This is a genomic window from Roseomonas genomospecies 6 (assembly GCF_008365375.1).
Taxonomy (GTDB): domain Bacteria; phylum Pseudomonadota; class Alphaproteobacteria; order Azospirillales; family Azospirillaceae; genus Azospirillum.
Map to the genome: position 1 here is coordinate 154,365 of NZ_QOKW01000009.1, position 14,670 is coordinate 169,034.

At 68.4% G+C, this 14,670-nt stretch carries 18 protein-coding genes and 1 tRNA gene; 11 read left to right on the forward strand and 8 right to left on the reverse strand.

Annotated elements, in window-relative coordinates; translation table 11 throughout:
* Positions 1 to 77 precede the first annotated feature (77 nt).
* The 6 genes from pedF to DS843_RS13985 all read left to right on the forward strand — a co-directional run bounded on the left by pedF (position 78) and on the right by DS843_RS13985 (position 6,178).
* Positions 78 to 521 carry a cytochrome c-550 PedF gene (pedF, locus tag DS843_RS13960; protein WP_149469494.1) on the forward strand — a complete coding sequence of 148 codons (444 nt, stop codon included), beginning with the start codon at positions 78 to 80 and terminating at the stop codon, positions 519 to 521.
* The gene (locus DS843_RS13965) at positions 518 to 1,378 is read left to right on the forward strand and encodes a substrate-binding periplasmic protein (RefSeq protein WP_149469495.1); all 861 of its coding nucleotides are present in this window, start codon (positions 518 to 520) and stop codon (positions 1,376 to 1,378) included. The genes pedF and DS843_RS13965 overlap by 4 nt, the downstream gene beginning before the upstream one ends.
* A 153-nt stretch (positions 1,379 to 1,531) precedes the next feature.
* Positions 1,532 to 2,332 (forward strand): quinoprotein dehydrogenase-associated SoxYZ-like carrier, encoded by an 801-nt coding sequence (locus DS843_RS13970; RefSeq protein ID WP_149469496.1) that lies wholly within the window; start codon positions 1,532 to 1,534, stop codon positions 2,330 to 2,332.
* Positions 2,329 to 3,261, forward strand: coding sequence for a quinoprotein relay system zinc metallohydrolase 1 (locus tag DS843_RS13975; protein ID WP_149469497.1), 933 nt, complete (start codon positions 2,329 to 2,331; stop codon positions 3,259 to 3,261). The genes DS843_RS13970 and DS843_RS13975 overlap by 4 nt, the downstream gene beginning before the upstream one ends.
* Positions 3,262 to 3,547: 286 nt before the next feature.
* Positions 3,548 to 5,299, forward strand: a complete 1,752-nt coding sequence (locus DS843_RS13980) for a methanol/ethanol family PQQ-dependent dehydrogenase (protein ID WP_149469498.1) — start codon at positions 3,548 to 3,550, stop codon at positions 5,297 to 5,299.
* Positions 5,300 to 5,512: 213 nt separating this feature from the next.
* On the forward strand, positions 5,513 to 6,178 hold the full coding sequence (locus DS843_RS13985) for a response regulator (protein ID WP_149469499.1): 666 nt from the start codon (positions 5,513 to 5,515) through the stop codon (positions 6,176 to 6,178).
* 187 nt (positions 6,179 to 6,365) lie between these two features.
* On the opposite strand, the gene DS843_RS13990 is transcribed toward DS843_RS13985, so the two are convergent.
* The 4 genes from DS843_RS13990 to DS843_RS14005 all read right to left on the reverse strand — a co-directional run bounded on the left by DS843_RS13990 (position 6,366) and on the right by DS843_RS14005 (position 9,323).
* Positions 6,366 to 6,788 (reverse strand): hypothetical protein, encoded by a 423-nt coding sequence (locus DS843_RS13990; RefSeq protein ID WP_149469500.1) that lies wholly within the window; start codon positions 6,786 to 6,788, stop codon positions 6,366 to 6,368.
* Between the two features lie 90 nt (positions 6,789 to 6,878).
* The gene (locus DS843_RS13995; RefSeq protein WP_286192088.1) at positions 6,879 to 7,535 is read right to left on the reverse strand and encodes an ABC transporter ATP-binding protein; all 657 of its coding nucleotides are present in this window, start codon (positions 7,533 to 7,535) and stop codon (positions 6,879 to 6,881) included.
* Between the two features lie 43 nt (positions 7,536 to 7,578).
* A complete protein-coding gene (locus DS843_RS14000; RefSeq protein WP_149469502.1) occupies positions 7,579 to 8,337 on the reverse strand; it encodes an ABC transporter permease in 759 nt (252 codons plus the stop codon).
* A complete protein-coding gene (locus DS843_RS14005; protein WP_208852238.1) occupies positions 8,337 to 9,323 on the reverse strand; it encodes an ABC transporter substrate-binding protein in 987 nt (328 codons plus the stop codon). Before DS843_RS14005 ends, DS843_RS14000 begins: the two co-directional genes overlap by 1 nt.
* A gap of 424 nt (positions 9,324 to 9,747) precedes the next feature.
* On the opposite strand from DS843_RS14005, the gene DS843_RS14010 reads away from it, so the two are divergent.
* The gene (locus tag DS843_RS14010; protein ID WP_149469503.1) at positions 9,748 to 10,335 is read left to right on the forward strand and encodes a PQQ-dependent catabolism-associated CXXCW motif protein; all 588 of its coding nucleotides are present in this window, start codon (positions 9,748 to 9,750) and stop codon (positions 10,333 to 10,335) included.
* A gap of 25 nt (positions 10,336 to 10,360) precedes the next feature.
* Here DS843_RS14010 and DS843_RS14015 read toward each other — a convergent pair whose 3' ends face one another.
* Together DS843_RS14015 and DS843_RS14020 are read right to left on the reverse strand one after the other, a co-directional pair.
* Positions 10,361 to 10,753, reverse strand: a complete 393-nt coding sequence (locus tag DS843_RS14015; protein WP_149469504.1) for a c-type cytochrome — start codon at positions 10,751 to 10,753, stop codon at positions 10,361 to 10,363.
* A 167-nt stretch (positions 10,754 to 10,920) separates the two neighbouring features.
* Positions 10,921 to 11,007, reverse strand: a tRNA-Leu gene (locus DS843_RS14020).
* Positions 11,008 to 11,144: 137 nt separating this feature from the next.
* Between DS843_RS14020 and DS843_RS14025 the strand changes: the two genes are divergently transcribed.
* On the forward strand, positions 11,145 to 11,672 hold the full coding sequence (locus DS843_RS14025) for a disulfide bond formation protein B (protein ID WP_149469505.1): 528 nt from the start codon (positions 11,145 to 11,147) through the stop codon (positions 11,670 to 11,672).
* Entirely contained in the window at positions 11,669 to 12,307 is a 639-nt protein-coding gene (locus DS843_RS14030; RefSeq protein ID WP_149469506.1) for a demethoxyubiquinone hydroxylase family protein, read from the forward strand. Before DS843_RS14025 ends, DS843_RS14030 begins: the two co-directional genes overlap by 4 nt.
* Positions 12,308 to 12,316: 9 nt before the next feature.
* Here the strand turns inward: DS843_RS14030 and DS843_RS14035 are convergent, their stop codons facing one another.
* Together DS843_RS14035 and DS843_RS14040 are read right to left on the reverse strand one after the other, a co-directional pair.
* Positions 12,317 to 12,460, reverse strand: coding sequence for a DUF1289 domain-containing protein (locus tag DS843_RS14035; RefSeq protein ID WP_149469507.1), 144 nt, complete (start codon positions 12,458 to 12,460; stop codon positions 12,317 to 12,319).
* 45 nt (positions 12,461 to 12,505) lie between these two features.
* The gene (locus DS843_RS14040) at positions 12,506 to 13,138 is read right to left on the reverse strand and encodes an HNH endonuclease (RefSeq protein WP_475849173.1); all 633 of its coding nucleotides are present in this window, start codon (positions 13,136 to 13,138) and stop codon (positions 12,506 to 12,508) included.
* Between the two features lie 277 nt (positions 13,139 to 13,415).
* On the opposite strand from DS843_RS14040, the gene DS843_RS31200 reads away from it, so the two are divergent.
* Entirely contained in the window at positions 13,416 to 13,583 is a 168-nt protein-coding gene (locus tag DS843_RS31200; protein ID WP_167525304.1) for a hypothetical protein, read from the forward strand.
* Between the two features lie 84 nt (positions 13,584 to 13,667).
* The gene (gene gluQRS / locus DS843_RS14045) at positions 13,668 to 14,519 is read left to right on the forward strand and encodes a tRNA glutamyl-Q(34) synthetase GluQRS (protein WP_149469508.1); all 852 of its coding nucleotides are present in this window, start codon (positions 13,668 to 13,670) and stop codon (positions 14,517 to 14,519) included.
* Positions 14,520 to 14,670: the final 151 nt, after the last annotated feature.

Below are 14,670 nucleotides of genomic sequence, written 5' to 3' on the forward strand. Positions count from 1 at the left end.
GCGGAACGGACCGCCCGCTATGCTCCGGGGCAACGGACACCGCTCCTTCGCATATTCTCTGAATGAGGACGCCCCTTATGAACGCACGGCTTCTCCGGCTTGCGGTTGCAGGTTTCCTGACCGGCGCGGTCGCCATCCCCTCCCTCTTCGTGTCCACGGCGGCCCTGGCCCATGGCGACGTGACGCCCCAGGCGGTGGACACCACCGGCCTCGACAAGCTGGGCGAGGACTGGCGCGACGCGAACCCCTATCGCGGCAACCCGCGCGCGATCGAGATCGGTTCCTCCGCCTTCAACCAGAACTGCGCGCGCTGCCACGGGCTGGGCGCGGTGTCGGGCGGCATCGCCCCCGACCTGCGCTATTTGGAAAAGGGGGAGCCCGGGGACGAGTGGTTCAAGGAGCGGGTGGTGAACGGCTCCATCCGCAACGGCGTCACCTACATGCCGCGCTTCGGCGAGGCGCTGGGGCAGGAGGCGCTGTGGGCCATCCGGTCGTGGCTGGAAACGGTGCACGAGGAATGACGGCTCCTCTGTCGCGGCGCCACCTCCTGTCCTTCGCCGCCGCCGCGCTGGCCGCCGGGGTGCTCCCCCGGCGTGCCGGCGCGCGCCCGTTGGACGATGTGATGGCCGCCGGGCGGCTGATGGTCGCGGTCTATCGCGACAACCCGCCCTTCTCCTACCGCAAGGGCGGCGCCCTGGTGGGTGTGGACGTGGACCTCGCCCGCGCCATTGCCGAACGGCTGGGCGTCGGCGTCGAGTTCATGGAACTGGCCGCCGGGGAGACCGTGTCCGACGACCTGCGCAACGCCGTCTGGCGTGGTCCGGTCGTCGGGGGCGGTGTGGCCGATGTGATGATGCATGTGCCCTATCAGAAGGAGTTCGGCCTGCGCAACCCGGAGGCCGTGCTGTTCGGCCCCTACCAGCGGGAGGGCTTCGCGCTGGCCCGCAACCCGATGCGCATGACCCAGCCGATGCTGGCCTCCTTGCCGGACGAGCCGATCGGGGTGGAGATCGACAGCATTCCCGATTTCTACCTGCTGGGGGCCTTCGGCGGACGCCTGCGCGAGCGGATCGTCCACTACATGACCATCCCCGAGGCCGTCGATGCGCTGGTCAAGGGCGACGTCGCCGCCGTCGTCGCCACGCAGAGCCAGGTCGAAGCCGCTCTGGGCGAGCGCGCCGCGGACTTCCCCATCACCCCCGTCACCTTCCCCGGCATGATGACGTCGAGTTGGGACATCGGCATGGCGGTGAAGGAGAACTCCCGCGACCTCGCTTATGCGGTGGGCGACGCGGTGACGGCGATGCTGGAGGACGGGACGATGCAGGCGCTCTTCCGCAAGCATGGGGTGACGCACAACGCGATCCCGGTGGAGTAGGGCGGCTGCAACCCCCACCCTGACCCTCCCCCGCTGGGCGGGGGAGGGGACTGCCGCCGCTTCGCACAGACCTCCCTCCCCCGCCCAGCGGGGGAGGGCCGGGGAGGGGGCAAGGGTCTGCGCAAAATAAGGAAGAAGAAGGGAGCAACCGCCATGATCCGTCACCTCGCCACCGCCGCACTTCTGGCCGCCTTCTCTCTCCCAGCTCTCGCCGGCCCGCCGGACCCCGCCGACCCGCTGGCCTCCGTCATGTGGGACGTGCTGCGGCCGGAGCTGTTCGGGACGGCCCCCATCCGGTTCGACGAGCGCGTGACCGTCACCGCCCCCGACAACGCGGAGAACGCCGCCGCGGTGCCGGTGATGGCCGACGCCACGGCGCTGGGCGCGGTGGAGGAAATGGTGCTGTTCGCCGACCTCAACCCCTTCCCGGTCATCCTGCGCTTCCAGCCGCTGGCGGCGAAGCCGGTGATCGCCACGCGCTTCAAGGTGCAGCAGGCGACACCGCTGCGCGCCGCTGCGCGCACGCCGGACGGCGTCTGGCACATCGGTGGCAAGCTGCTGGACGCGGCGGGTGGCGGCTGCACCGCGGCGCCCGCGACCTACGCCACCGCCGACTGGGCCGACCATGTGGGGGAGGTGCAGGGCCGCGCCTGGGCGCCGACCGGGGAGGACAAGGCGACGCGCGTCCGCTTCCTCGTCCGACACCCCATGGACACCGGTCTGGTCGCCGGCATTCCCGCCTACTTCATCGAGGCGCTGACCCTGCGCGACGCCGAGGGGCGGGAACTGGCCCGGCTGCACACGGCGGAACCACTGTCCGAGAACCCCGTCTTCACGCTGGAGGTGCAGCCCGGACCGGGCGCGCGCAGCCTGACGCTGGACGGGCGCGACAACCAGGGCGGCGAGGTGAAGGCGGCCATTCCGCTGCCCTGGGTGCAGGGAGCGCTGCCATGAGAGCGCTTCTCGCACTCCTGCTGCTGCTCCTGTCCGCCGTGCCGGGCTGGGCCGCCGGTCCGCTCACCTACCGTCTGAAGCCCGTCGCCATCGCGCCGGACACCTGGGTCTTCGAGGGCACGCGCGAGCATTTCACCCGCGCCAACGGTGGCAACATCCTGAATCCCGGCTTCATCGTGACCGACGACGGGGTGATCGTGATCCAGACCGGCCCGTCGCGCCGCTTCGGGGAGGAGATGCGCGCGGCCATTGCCACGGTCACCGACAAGCCCATCCGCAAGGTCTTCGTCAGCAACCTTCATCCCGACTATTGGCTGGGCAACCGCGCCTTCGCCGACGTGCCCATCGCGGCGCTGCCCGGCACCATCGAGGGCATCAAGGCCGAAGGGGCGGGGATGACGGAGAACATGTACCGTCTCGTCGGCGATTGGATGCGCGGCACGGAACCGCTGGTCCCGACGGAGGCGGTCTACGGCTCCACCGTCGTCTTCGGGTCGCACCGGCTGCGGCTGATCCCGCTGGAGGGCCACACCGCCGCCGACCTCGCCATCCTGGACGAGACGACGGGCGTGCTGTTCGCGGGCGGAGTCGTCTTTTCCGACCGGACGCCGACCACGCCGCACGCCGACATCGGGAAATGGCTGGGGGCGCTCGACGCGCTGGAGGCGCTGGACGTCACGGTGCTGGTGCCCAACCACGGGCGAATCCGCTCCGACAAGGCGGCCATCGCCCAGACCCGCGATTGGCTGAGCTGGCTGGACCGCACCCTGCGCGAGCGGGCGGAGGCCGGGGCCGACATGGCCGAGCTGCTCGACGCGCCGATCCCCGAGCGCTTCGCCGGAATGGGCGTGCTGCGCGACGAATACCGGCGCTCCGTCTCGCATCTCTGGCCGGGACTCGAGAAGGCCGCGCTGCCGCGGGTGAACTGATGCCTTTCGCAAGGAAACCCCGTCTCCGCACCAGCAGAACGCACCGCCCATCCTACTATTTGCCAATGGACCGAAACGGGGGTGCCGGTAGACTGCTCTACAGTCGAAAGGATACGGGCTTCGCGATGCAGCATCGCCCCGCGCCGATCCCCTGAATTTCCTGAAAAGAAGCCGAGGCCGGGCGGATGAAGCGGGCGGGCCGCGCTCGTTTCGTCTGCGAACGATACCGGCTGTCCATTCCCCTGGCCCAATTCCCTGGCCCAATTCCCCGGGAGGTATCCGCACCATGAAGCGTCTTTTCCGCACCTGCCTTCTTGCCAGCGCCATGGCCGCCGGTCTCGGCCTGAGCGGTCCCACGCTGGCCGCCGAAGGGCCGAGCAACGACGACCTGCTGAACGACGCCAAGACGACGGGCGACGTCCTGACCTACGGCATGGGGCACCAGGCGCAGCGCTTCAGCCCGCTCGACAAGCTGACGCCGGACTCGGTCAAGGGGCTGGTGCCGGTGTGGTCCTTCTCCTTCGGCGGCGAGAAGCAGCGCGGGCAGGAGTCGCAGCCGATCATCCATGACGGCACGATCTACGTGACCGGTTCCTATTCGCGCCTCTACGCCGTGGACGTGAAGACCGGGCAGAAGAAGTGGCAGTACGACCACCGCCTGCCCGAAGGCATCATGCCCTGCTGCGACGTGGTGAACCGCGGTGCGGCGATCTACAAGGACAAGATCTACTTCGCGACGCTGGACGCCCGTCTGGTCGCGCTGAACAAGGACACCGGCAAGGTCGTCTGGTCGAAGAAGATCGAGGACTACAAGGCCGGCTATTCGGCGACCTCGGCCCCGCTGATCGTGGACGGCAAGATCATCACCGGCAATTCCGGCGGCGAGTTCGGCATCATCGGCATGGTCGAGGCGCGCGACGCCGAGACGGGCGAGCTGGTCTGGCAGCGCCCGACCATCGAGGGCAACATGGGCACCCTCAATGGCAAGGAATCGACCATGACCGGCGTGATGAACGCAAGCTGGCAGGGCGATCTCTACAAGACCGGCGGCGGTGCCACCTGGCTGGGCGGGACGTACGACCCGGAGACCAAGACGCTGTTCTTCGGCACCGGCAACCCGGCGCCCTGGAACTCGCACCTGCGTCCGGGCGACAACCTCTACACCTCCTCCACCCTGGCCATCGACCCGGCCAACGGCGACATCAAGTGGCACTACCAGACCACGCCGCACGACGGCTGGGACTTCGACGGCGTGAACGAGCTGGTGTCCTTCGACCTGAAGAAGGACGGGCAGACGATCAAGGCCGGCGCCAAGGCCGACCGCAACGGCTTCTTCTACGTCCTGGACCGCACCAACGGGAAGCTGCTCAGCGCCTCGCCCTTCGTCACCAAGATCACCTGGGCCAAGGAGATCGACCTGAAGACCGGACGCCCGGTCTACATCGACGACAACCGTCCGGGGAACCCGGCGGGCGCCGACAAGGGCAAGCCGGTCTTCTCCGCCCCGGCCTTCCTGGGGGCCAAGAACTGGATGCCCATGGCCTACAGCCCGGCGACGGAGCTGTTCTACGTCCCGGCCAACGAATGGGGCATGGACATCTGGAACGAGCCGATCACCTACAAGAAGGGTGCCGCCTATCTGGGCGCCGGCTTCACCATCAAGCCGCTCTATGACGACTACATCGGCGCGCTGCGCGCCGTCGACCCGAAGACCGGCAAGATCGTCTGGGAATACAAGAACCCGGCGCCGCTGTGGGGCGGCGTGCTGACCACCGCCGGCAACCTCGTCTTCACCGGCACGCCGGAAGGTTATCTGAAGGCGTTCGACGCCAAGTCCGGCAAGGAGGTCTGGAAGTTCAACACCGGCTCCGGCGTCGTCGGCTCCCCGGTCACCTGGGAACAGGACGGCGAGCAGTATGTGGCCGTGGTTTCCGGCTGGGGTGGTGCTGTGCCGCTGTGGGGCGGCGACGTCGCCAAGCTGGTGAAGGACATCAACCAGGGTGGTTCCCTCTGGGTCTTCAAGCTGCCGAAGGCCTGACGCGACCAGCAGTGCCGCGACCGGTGCGGAGAAGGGCGGCCCGAATGGTTCGGGCCGTCATTTCTTGCGACTCACTTGCAAACGGGTTTGGAACGAAATTGCCGGAGATCGGCTGATTTGGGGAATACCCGTTCCAGTCCTTGCGCATTCTTGAACGGTCCGGCATGATCGCTACCGGAAACGCCCCGAAACGATGAGCGTGGGAACCACGCCATGAGCCGAATTCTGATCGCGGACGACCATCCGCTGGTGCGCGACGCCCTGCGCAGCGCCGTCCTCTATTCCTGCCAGGCGCAGGAGATTCACGAGGCCGGTTGCCTGGACGAAACCATCGCCATCCTCGACTCCATGCATAGCGGCAAGGGGGAGCCGGACCTTGTCCTGCTCGACCTCAACATGCCGGGCATGAACGGGCTGTCCGGGCTGCTCGCCCTGCGCCGCCGCTTCCCGGCCATCCCCGTCGCCGTCGTTTCGGCGCACGAGGACCGCAAGGTGATGCTGGAGGCGGTGCGCTGCGGCGCCGCCGGCTTCATTCCCAAATCGACGCCGCGGGACGCCATCGCCGGCGCGCTGCGCCAGATCCTGGCCGGGGAGGTCTATCTTCCCGCCTCGGTCGAGGAGGGGGCCGCGGCGGAGGACGAGGAAACGGCGGAGATCGCCCGCCGCCTGTCCACCCTGACGGCGCAGCAGCTCCGCGTTCTGGAGATGCTGGGCACCGGCAAGCTGAACAAGGAAATCGCGTACGAGCTGAGCATCACGGAGACCACCGTGAAGGCCCACGTCTCTGCGATCCTGCAAAAGCTGAAGGTCTACAGCCGCACCCAGGCCGTGGTCTTCGCCAACCGCCTGCAATTGGACAAGGCCCGCCTCGGCATCTGAGCAGGGCCATCGCCTTTCAAATCCCCCTCTCCCGCCCCGGGAGAGGGAAGGGGCCCGCGCCGCAGGCGTGGGAAGGGTGAGGGGACCGCCAAGGATCGGTGGCTTGATCCTCGTACGACCCTCACCCGGCCCTTCGGGCCACCCTCTCCCGGGGCGGGAGAGGGATGGAGCGCCAAGGCGATTTCGTTCAGCGGTTCCGCATCCGGCGAGCGTCCGCGGCGGCGCGCGCCGCCTCCTGCCCCGGATCGCCCCGCCCGAAGCCGAGCGGCACCGGGCTGTCGAGCCATCCGAAGCCGTCCAGGGCGTGGCCGTCGAAGTCCGTCCAGTCCGCCCAGTCCTTGTCTTTATCGCGCCGCTTCGCCTCCGCCTTGCGCACGGCCCGACGGGCCTCCAGGCCGGGATCGCGGCGCCCGAGCTGCTCGTCGCGCGTGGGACGTTCGATGATGACGATGGACGTGCCGGTGAACGGGTCGCTGACGATCGCCAGATCGCGCGACCGGTCGGCGTGATTGGGACCGCGGGAGCCGGAGTCGAGGATCACGATCTCCCCCGCGAGCGCCGCGCCGGAGAGAAGCGCCAGGCTGGCGCTCAGCAGGTACAGGATGCGCATGGTCACCTCCGCCGGGAAGAGTGCGCCCGATGGGGCGCGGCGGGTGTGAGCCGCTTCACAGTTTCGGCGAGAAAGTCAGGCCGACAAAAGTCAGGCCAGCAGCCGGAAAGCCGGATCGGGCCGGGCCAGCAGATCCGCCCGCACGCACTCGACCAAGGCGTCGTCGCGCAGCGCGCGTGGCGTTTCCAGCGGCACCTCCGCCGCCACCCGTGTCGGGCCGGGGGCCATCACCAGGATGCGGTCGGCCAGTTGGATCGCCTCGCGCAGATTGTGGGTGACGAACAGCACCGTGGCCGGGGACCGCTCCAGCATCCGGGCGAGCAGCGCCCGCATCCGCTGCGCCGTCGGCTCGTCGAGCGACACGAAGGGCTCGTCCATCAGCAGCAGGCCCGGCTCGACCGCGAAGGCGCGGGCCAGGGCCACCCGCCGCGCCATGCCGCCGGACAGGCGCGCCGGATACTCGTCGGCCACCGCCTCCAGCCCCATGGCGGCCAGCCAATGCTCGACCGTTCCGTCGCCGCGCCGCGCCTTGGGCAGCACCAGCGCCACGTTTTGCCGCACCGTGCGCCAGGGCAGCAGGCGGGGCGTCTGGAACACGCAGCCGAGCACCGGCTCCTGCCCGCCGAACTCCAGGCTCCCGTCGAAATCGCGGTCCAGCCCGGCGGCGATGTTCAGGGCGGTCGTCTTGCCGCAGCCGGACGGGCCGACCAGCGCCAGGAACTCGCCGGGGGCGGCCGCCAGCGACAAGCCGTGGATGACCTCCCGCCCGCCGAAGCGCTTGGAGCGGACCTCAAGCCTCAGCGCGCACCGGCCTCCAGCGGGAAAGCCGGTGCTCGGCGGGTTGCAGGACGCAGAGTTCAAGGAGTTGGACGACGGCCACGAAGGCGACGGTGTACGCAAGAATGCCGGCCACATCGAACATCTGGAAGTAGAGGTGAATCTGGAATCCCACGCCGTCGCTGCGGCCCAGAAGCTCGACCACCAGCACGATCTTCCAGATCAGCGCAAGGCCGGACCGCGCCGCCGCGGCGAAGTAGGGGGTGAGCTGGGGCAGCAGCACATGGCGCAGCACGTCCGACCGCGCCATGCGGAAGGTGCGCGCCATCTCGACATACTGCTCGTCGATGGCGCGCGTTCCTTCGCGCAGGACGACCACGACGTTGGGGATCTTGTTGACGGCCACGGCGCCGACCGCCGCCGCCTCGGTCAGGCCGAACCAGACATAGGCGAGCACGATCACGACCAGCGCCGGGATGTTCAGGAACACGGTCAGCCACAGCCCGAACAGCCGGTCCGCCGTGGCCGAGCGGCCCAGCAGGATGCCCAGCGCCGACCCGATGGACATGGCGAGCACGAAGGCCGCGGCCATGCGCGCCAGCGTGATCCCCAGGTGATGGAACAGCGCGCCGTCCGCCGCCTCGCGGGCCAGGACCGACAGCACGGCGGCGGGGCCGGGCAAGGCGCGGCTGGCGGCCAGTTCCGCGGCGGCGGCCCACAGCCCGACCAGCAGAGCCAGCGACAGGACCGGGGCCAGCCGCCGCCACCGCATCAAAAATGGACCCCCGGCCAGAAGGTGCCGTCCGGCAGGGCCATCGCCCCGCCGACCAGTTCCCGTCCGCCGAGCTTCGCCATCAGACCGTAGAGTTTAGCCGCCGCCTCCCGTTCCTCCTCCGTCCAGCGCTGCGGAATGCCGGCGCGGAACTGGTCGCGCAGCGCCGCCCAGGTGGCCTCGTCCTCCGCCTTCATCAGCGGGCGCAGCCGGTCCCACTCCGCGTCGGATCGGGCCATGATCGCCTTGGCCTCGCGCGAGGCCGCGACGAAGGCGGCAAGCGCCGCCGGGTTGGCCTTGGCCCAGCCCTCGCGGAAGACGAAGCCGACCGCCGGCACGTCGGCCGACAGGCCCAACCGACGCATCATCCCGTCCACCCCGATGACCGTCCGCATCCCCGCCGCCTGAAGGCGCGCGGCGTAGGGCCAGAAATTCAGCACCGCGTCCAGTTCCCCCGTCGCGACCTTCTGGTTCAGCAGGGGCGGGGCGGCGAAGACCGGCGTCGCGGCGGCGTCGAGGTCGAGCGCGTAACGGTCGCGGGCCAGCGCCTTCAGCAGAAGCCAGCTCTTGTCGATCGGGCTTCCGGCGACGCCGATCCGCTTGCCCTTCAGGTCGGGAACGGAGGTAATGGGCGAGGCCGCCGGCACCATCAACGCCCCGACCGCCGCGGAATGGGGGATGAAGGTCAGGTCCGCCCCCGCCGCGCGCTGGCGCGCCACCCACAGCCAGTCGCTGGCGATCATGTCCACCGCCCCGCCCTGAAGGGCGATCTGCGCGGCTTGACCGCTCGCCAGCTCCATCAGCTTCAGCTCGAAGCCGGCGGCCTCGTCCAGCCGGTGGTGGCGGATGACGTCCAGCTCCCAACTGACCGTGCCGAACTTCAGCACCCCGATGGTCACCGTGGGTCGGTCCGCGGCGCGCGCCACCGTGGCGACGCAGACCAGCGCCAGGGCGAACAGCAGCCGGGCAAGGGGCATCAGGCGCATGGGACCGCCCCTGCGTCAAAAATTGCATTTGTGTGTAGAGAGGGCCGCGCCATGGTTGCGCGGTGGACAGGGCGGCGGATAGGCCACCGCCCGTGCCACGACAGAAGGAGGCGTGGAGGATGGAAAGAATCCTCACTCTCCTGATCCTGCTGCTTCGGGTGGTCAAGGAAGTCCTTGATCTCCTGAACCGCTAGGGATCGGGCCGGGAGGCAGGGGTGGCTAGACCCCTGTCTCCCAAGCCTGATGATGATGCGTCCTGCGGTCATTTGCAAGGCGGGCCCGTGCGGTTTGGTGGCGCAGCAGAACATGAAAAACCCGGGGGAAATCCGGAATGCGGAAGGAGCAGCATAGGTCCCGCCGTCCGGTCCCCGATATTCGACTATCGGGCAACTTGACCCCGCCGGGCACGGGGGGATTTCGTAGGATGTCGCAAAACATTGGGGGAGGGGGCGCGGTGCGCAGGCAATGGCTGGGCGCCGCCGGGCTGGCGTTGTTGCTGGCCGGGCCGGCGGGGCACGCCGCGGCGGACGCGGTTCCGGTGCCCGACGGCTACCGGATGACCGACTACCGGTCGCCGACCCCGGCGTCTCTGCCCGGCGCCGAAACGGTGGACACCGCCGCAGCCCGCGCGCTGGTGGAGTCCGGCGCCGTCCTTCCCGTCAACGTGATGAAGCTGGACCGCAGCACGCTGCCCGGCGGCCCCTGGCTGCTGCCGAAGCCCTTTCCGCACATTCCCGGCAGCGTGTGGCTTCCCAATGTGGGATTCGGGACGCTGACGCCGGAGTTGGAGGGCTATTTCCGCGGCAACCTGGAGCGGCTGACCGGGGGCGACCGCGGGCGGGGCCTGCTGTTCTATTGTCTGGCGGATTGCTGGATGTCGTGGAACGCGGCGAAGCGCGCGCTGGAGATGGGCTATCGCCGCGTCCACTGGTATCGCGACGGGGCGGACGGCTGGGCCGAGGCCGGCCTGCCGACCGAGGAGGTGAAGCCGGTTCCGGTCGCCCTACCTTGAGCGCCCGGAACCGGCTTGCCGCCGTTCACTGCTTCAACGACTTCAGGAAGGCGATCAGATAGTCCTGCTCCGCCCGGTCGGTGATGGCGACGTGCCGCATGCGGGTGCCGGGCACGAAGCGGTCGTTGCCGGCGATCCAGTGGCGCAGGTTGTCCTCGGTCCAGGTGACGTTGGAGGCCTTCAGCGCGTCGGAATATTCGAAGCGCGGAACCGACCCCGCCTTGCGCCCGACGACGTTGTACAGGCTGGGGCCGAAGGCGTTCTTGCTGGAATCGAGCGAGTGGCAGGCCGCGCATTGATGGAAGATCTGCTTGCCCGCGGCCTCCTCGGCGGTCTTGGGCTGCGGCCCGCTTTCGGCCTGGGCCGTGCCGGCGGCGAACAGAAGGGCGGCGGCGATGACGAGTCTGGAAACGGTCATGAGAAAAGGCTCCCCAGCCAAAGGTCCGCGGCGCGGGGCGCGGCGGTCGATGGCGGGCATTCTAGGAGCCAGAGCTTGGCCGCCGAATTGGACTTTGGAACAAGCCCGTAGGGAAGGTGAGGCTTTCCGGTCCGGGCTGGAAGGCGAAGTGCCCTGTAGAGGGAGGATGGTGCGGGCGGTCGGACTCGAACCGACATATCCGTGAGGACGGCGGATTTTGAGTCCGCTGCGTCTACCAATTCCGCCACGCCCGCACGGTGCCTGCCGGACCCGTCGTTCTTGCCGACCGGTGCCCGCTATATAGAGGGGAATTGGGGTCCGGACCAAGTGTTTTGTGCGCAGGCTCCGGCGTGTCTGGCCTAAGCCCGTTGGGCGCGCTAATCTCACCGGCATGATGAACCGCTTTCCCATCGACGACCCGCGCTACACCGCCGGGTTGCTGGCCCTCGTCAGCGCAGGCGTGCTGGCCGCCGCGCTGTTCTTCCAGTTCGCGCTGGGGTACCAGCCCTGCATCCTGTGCCTGTGGCAGCGCGTGCCGTATGGGGCCGTGATCGCCTTCGGCATCGTCACGCTGCTGTTCCGGCAATGGCGGGGGCTGGGGGACGCGCTTCTGGTGGCGAGCGGGTTCGCCCTGCTGGCCGGTGCGGGCATCGCCGCCTATCATGTGGGGGTGGAGCAGCATTGGTGGGCCGGCACCTCGGCCTGCGGTTCCCCTGGGCGTGCGCCGCAGACGCTGGAGGAATTGCGCGCCCAGGTGCTCGCCGCCCCGGTGACCCGCTGCGACGAAGTGGCCTGGTCGCTGTTCGGGATTTCGATGGCGGGCTACAATGTCGTGATTTCGCTGGCGCTGTCCGCCTTCGCCTTCATGGCGGCGCGCGCCGCCTACATCCGGACCTCGGCTTCCAGGACCTTCGCATGACCCCGCTCGACGACACCGCCGCCGCAACCAAGGCCGCCGCAACCAAGGCCGCCGCCGCTCCGTCCCCCGGCGAGTCGCCCGCACCCCGTCCCCGTCCGCGCGGGCGCCTGCCCGGCGACCCGACTCCGGAGCAGCGGCTGGCGCGCATCGTGCGCGTGGATCATGCCGGCGAATATGGGGCGAAGCGCATCTACGAAGGCCAGCTTTCCGTCATGCACCGCGGGCGGCACGCCAAGACCCTGCGCCACATGGCCGACCAGGAGCTGGAGCATCTCCAGTATTTCGAGAAGCAGCTCGTCGCGCGGAGGGTGCGCCCGACCGTGCTCCAGCCGCTGTGGCACGTCGCCGGCTTCCTGCTGGGCGCCGGGACCGCGGTGCTGGGCGAGCGCGCGGCCATGGCCTGCACCGTCGCCGTGGAAGAGGTGATCGACGGCCATTACGAGGCGCAGTTGAAGCATCTCGGCCCGGAGGAAGCGGAGCTGAAGACCTCCATCCTCAAGTTCCAGGCGGAGGAACTGGAGCACCGCGACATCGGCCTTCACAACGGGGCGGAGCAGGCGCCGGCCTATCCGGTCCTGTCCGCCGCCATCAAGGCCGGCACCAAGGCGGTCATCTGGGTGGCCGAGCGGGTCTGAGCCGCAGGTTCAAGAAATCTTGCCGTCCGTTCCGGTTTCCGCCGGAGCGGGCGGCGTGCCGTAGATGTCGTCCTCCGTGCGCCCGCAGCCTTCGCACCGGCCATCCTCGCCGATGATGCAGATGCCCACGCAAGGGTTCTCGTCGTCGTCCATGGCCCAGCCCTCCCGGTCGCGGCGTTTCTCCGTCGGGCAGCGTTTCTACATCGGATCGAGTTCGGTGTCCCAGTAAAGAAAATCCCGCCAACTTTCGTGAAGGAAGTTTGGCGGGAATGCACGTCCGTTCTCTTGAAGCTGGTAGGCGCTCGGCTGGAACGGAGGACTGAGGGGGATCATGCCGCAACTGTGCGGAAGCCTGTTCCCCTTCGCCAGATTGCAGGCCGAGCAGGAGGTGACGACGTTGTCCCAGGTGGTGCGCCCGCCGCGCGACCGGGGAGTGACGTGGTCGAAGGTCAGTTCCTGCGTGGGAAAGTGGTGGCCGCAATACTGGCAGGTGAAGCGGTCGCGCAGGAAGACGTTGAAGCGTGTGAAGGCCGGCCGCCGTGTCGCCGGGATGAACTCCTTCAACGAAATGACGCTCGGCAGCTTGATCTCGAACGTGGGGGAGCGGACGACGCGGTCATATTCGGAGATGATGTTCACCCGGTCCAGAAAGACGGCCTTGACCGCCTCCTGCCAGGACCAGAGCGACAGAGGGAAGTAGCTGAGCGGCCGGAAATCGGCGTTCAGCACCAGGGCCGGACAGTGATCGGGTGGTGGAGCCAATGGCCACTCCCTTATCTGAAACGTGTCTGGAACCTTATTGGCCGTTCCGTCCGCCTTGCGCGATGACATGGTGCCAATGACACGGCGGCGGGTGAACGGAACACCAGATACATAGTTGATTTGGGCTTCGAACTCAACATCTCGCGCCGCACTGCGGCATCTCTTCATGATCCTGTAACCCTTTCGATAAGTATGGTCCGTGCCTTTCCGGCGGCCAGAGCCTTGCCTGTGACATTTGGTTGCGGAGCCCGTCGGCCGTATTTTTCGGCGTCATGGTTACAGAGCGTTAACCATGCTCTGAGATGGTGGCCGCGTCTTCAAGGGGACGCTTTCAAGGGGGACATCCATGAGCGCCACGATCATCGACCTTGCCCAGAAGCGCGCCGAGCGCGAGGAACGCGACCGTCAGCGCCGCATCGACGCCTTCGACCGCGAACTGCGCCGCCGCCTCGCCATGTATCTGGAGGGCGAGGACATTCCGGTCGAGCCCATCAAGGACAATCCTTACATCTGAGCCCCTGCATCTGAACCTTCAGCACCCCCGTCCGCAGCGCCCGCAGCCCATGCAGGCCGGGCGCGGTTGGGGTATAAGGCGGGAATGACCGACGTCGTCACCCGCTTCGCGCCGAGCCCGACCGGCCATCTCCATCTCGGGCACGCCCATTCCGCCCTGTTCGGCTGGACGGCCGCCCGCAAGGCCGGCGGACGTTTCCTGCTGCGCATCGAGGACATCGACCCGCAGCGCTGCCGCCCGGAGTTCGACCGCGACCTGCGCGAGGATCTGGCTTGGCTGGGCCTGACCTGGGAAGAGCCGGTGCGCCGCCAGTCGGAGCATCTGGACGATCACCGCGCCGCCCTGGCGCGACTCCGCGACATGGGCGTCGTCTATCCCTGCTTCTGCACCCGCAAGGACATCGCGGCGGAGATCGCCCGCGCCGGCCATGCGCCGCATGGGCCGGATGGCCCGCTCTACCCCGGCACCTGCCGCGGCCTGTCGGAGACCGAACGGCTGGACCGCATCGCCGCCGGCCATTCCTATGCCCTTCGGCTGGACGTGGGGAAGGCCATGGCGATGACCGGACCGCTGCGCTGGCACGACCGGCGGCGCGGCTGGCAGGTGGCCGCGCCGGGCCTCCTGGGAGACGTCGTTCTGGCCCGCAAGGACACCCCGACGAGCTATCATCTGGCCGTCACCGTGGACGATCACATCCAGGGGGTGACGCTGGTGACCCGCGGCGACGATCTGCTCTTCGCCACGAACGTGCATCGGCTCCTCCAGGAACTCCTCCGAGTCGGGGTTCCGGACTATCACCACCACCCCTTGATGGTGAACGAGCGCGGCGAGCGGCTGGCCAAGCGCGACAATGCCAAGACCTTGCGTTCGCTTCGGGAATCGGGACAAACGGCGGCGGCGGCGCGCACCTTGGCCGGCTTCCCGGAAGAGTTATGATCTATCACAAAGTGTGTAATACAGAACGCAGCACGCTATCCGTTTGAGGCGAGTCTCCTGGAATCTCCTTCTTCTTGAACGTATCTTTTGAATCTCGACTGATTGTTGGTCTTGCTGAACGATCGGCCGGCTTGCAATCCGGAGGGAGCAA

Coding starts and splice junctions, on each gene's coding strand:
- pedF (WP_149469494.1), top strand. CDS start 78: ATGAACGCACGGCTTCTCCGGCTTGCGGTTGCAGGTTTCCTGACCGGC.
- DS843_RS13965 (WP_149469495.1), top strand. CDS start 518: ATGACGGCTCCTCTGTCGCGGCGCCACCTCCTGTCCTTCGCCGCCGCC.
- DS843_RS13970 (WP_149469496.1), top strand. CDS start 1,532: ATGATCCGTCACCTCGCCACCGCCGCACTTCTGGCCGCCTTCTCTCTC.
- DS843_RS13975 (WP_149469497.1), top strand. CDS start 2,329: ATGAGAGCGCTTCTCGCACTCCTGCTGCTGCTCCTGTCCGCCGTGCCG.
- DS843_RS13980 (WP_149469498.1), top strand. CDS start 3,548: ATGAAGCGTCTTTTCCGCACCTGCCTTCTTGCCAGCGCCATGGCCGCC.
- DS843_RS13985 (WP_149469499.1), top strand. CDS start 5,513: ATGAGCCGAATTCTGATCGCGGACGACCATCCGCTGGTGCGCGACGCC.
- DS843_RS13990 (WP_149469500.1), bottom strand. CDS start 6,788: ATGCGCATCCTGTACCTGCTGAGCGCCAGCCTGGCGCTTCTCTCCGGC.
- DS843_RS14000 (WP_149469502.1), bottom strand. CDS start 8,337: ATGCGGTGGCGGCGGCTGGCCCCGGTCCTGTCGCTGGCTCTGCTGGTC.
- DS843_RS14005 (WP_208852238.1), bottom strand. CDS start 9,323: ATGCGCCTGATGCCCCTTGCCCGGCTGCTGTTCGCCCTGGCGCTGGTC.
- DS843_RS14010 (WP_149469503.1), top strand. CDS start 9,748: ATGTCGCAAAACATTGGGGGAGGGGGCGCGGTGCGCAGGCAATGGCTG.
- DS843_RS14015 (WP_149469504.1), bottom strand. CDS start 10,753: ATGACCGTTTCCAGACTCGTCATCGCCGCCGCCCTTCTGTTCGCCGCC.
- DS843_RS14025 (WP_149469505.1), top strand. CDS start 11,145: ATGATGAACCGCTTTCCCATCGACGACCCGCGCTACACCGCCGGGTTG.
- DS843_RS14030 (WP_149469506.1), top strand. CDS start 11,669: ATGACCCCGCTCGACGACACCGCCGCCGCAACCAAGGCCGCCGCAACC.
- DS843_RS14035 (WP_149469507.1), bottom strand. CDS start 12,460: ATGGACGACGACGAGAACCCTTGCGTGGGCATCTGCATCATCGGCGAG.
- DS843_RS14040 (WP_475849173.1), bottom strand. CDS start 13,138: ATGTCATCGCGCAAGGCGGACGGAACGGCCAATAAGGTTCCAGACACG.
- DS843_RS31200 (WP_167525304.1), top strand. CDS start 13,416: ATGAGCGCCACGATCATCGACCTTGCCCAGAAGCGCGCCGAGCGCGAG.
- gluQRS (WP_149469508.1), top strand. CDS start 13,668: ATGACCGACGTCGTCACCCGCTTCGCGCCGAGCCCGACCGGCCATCTC.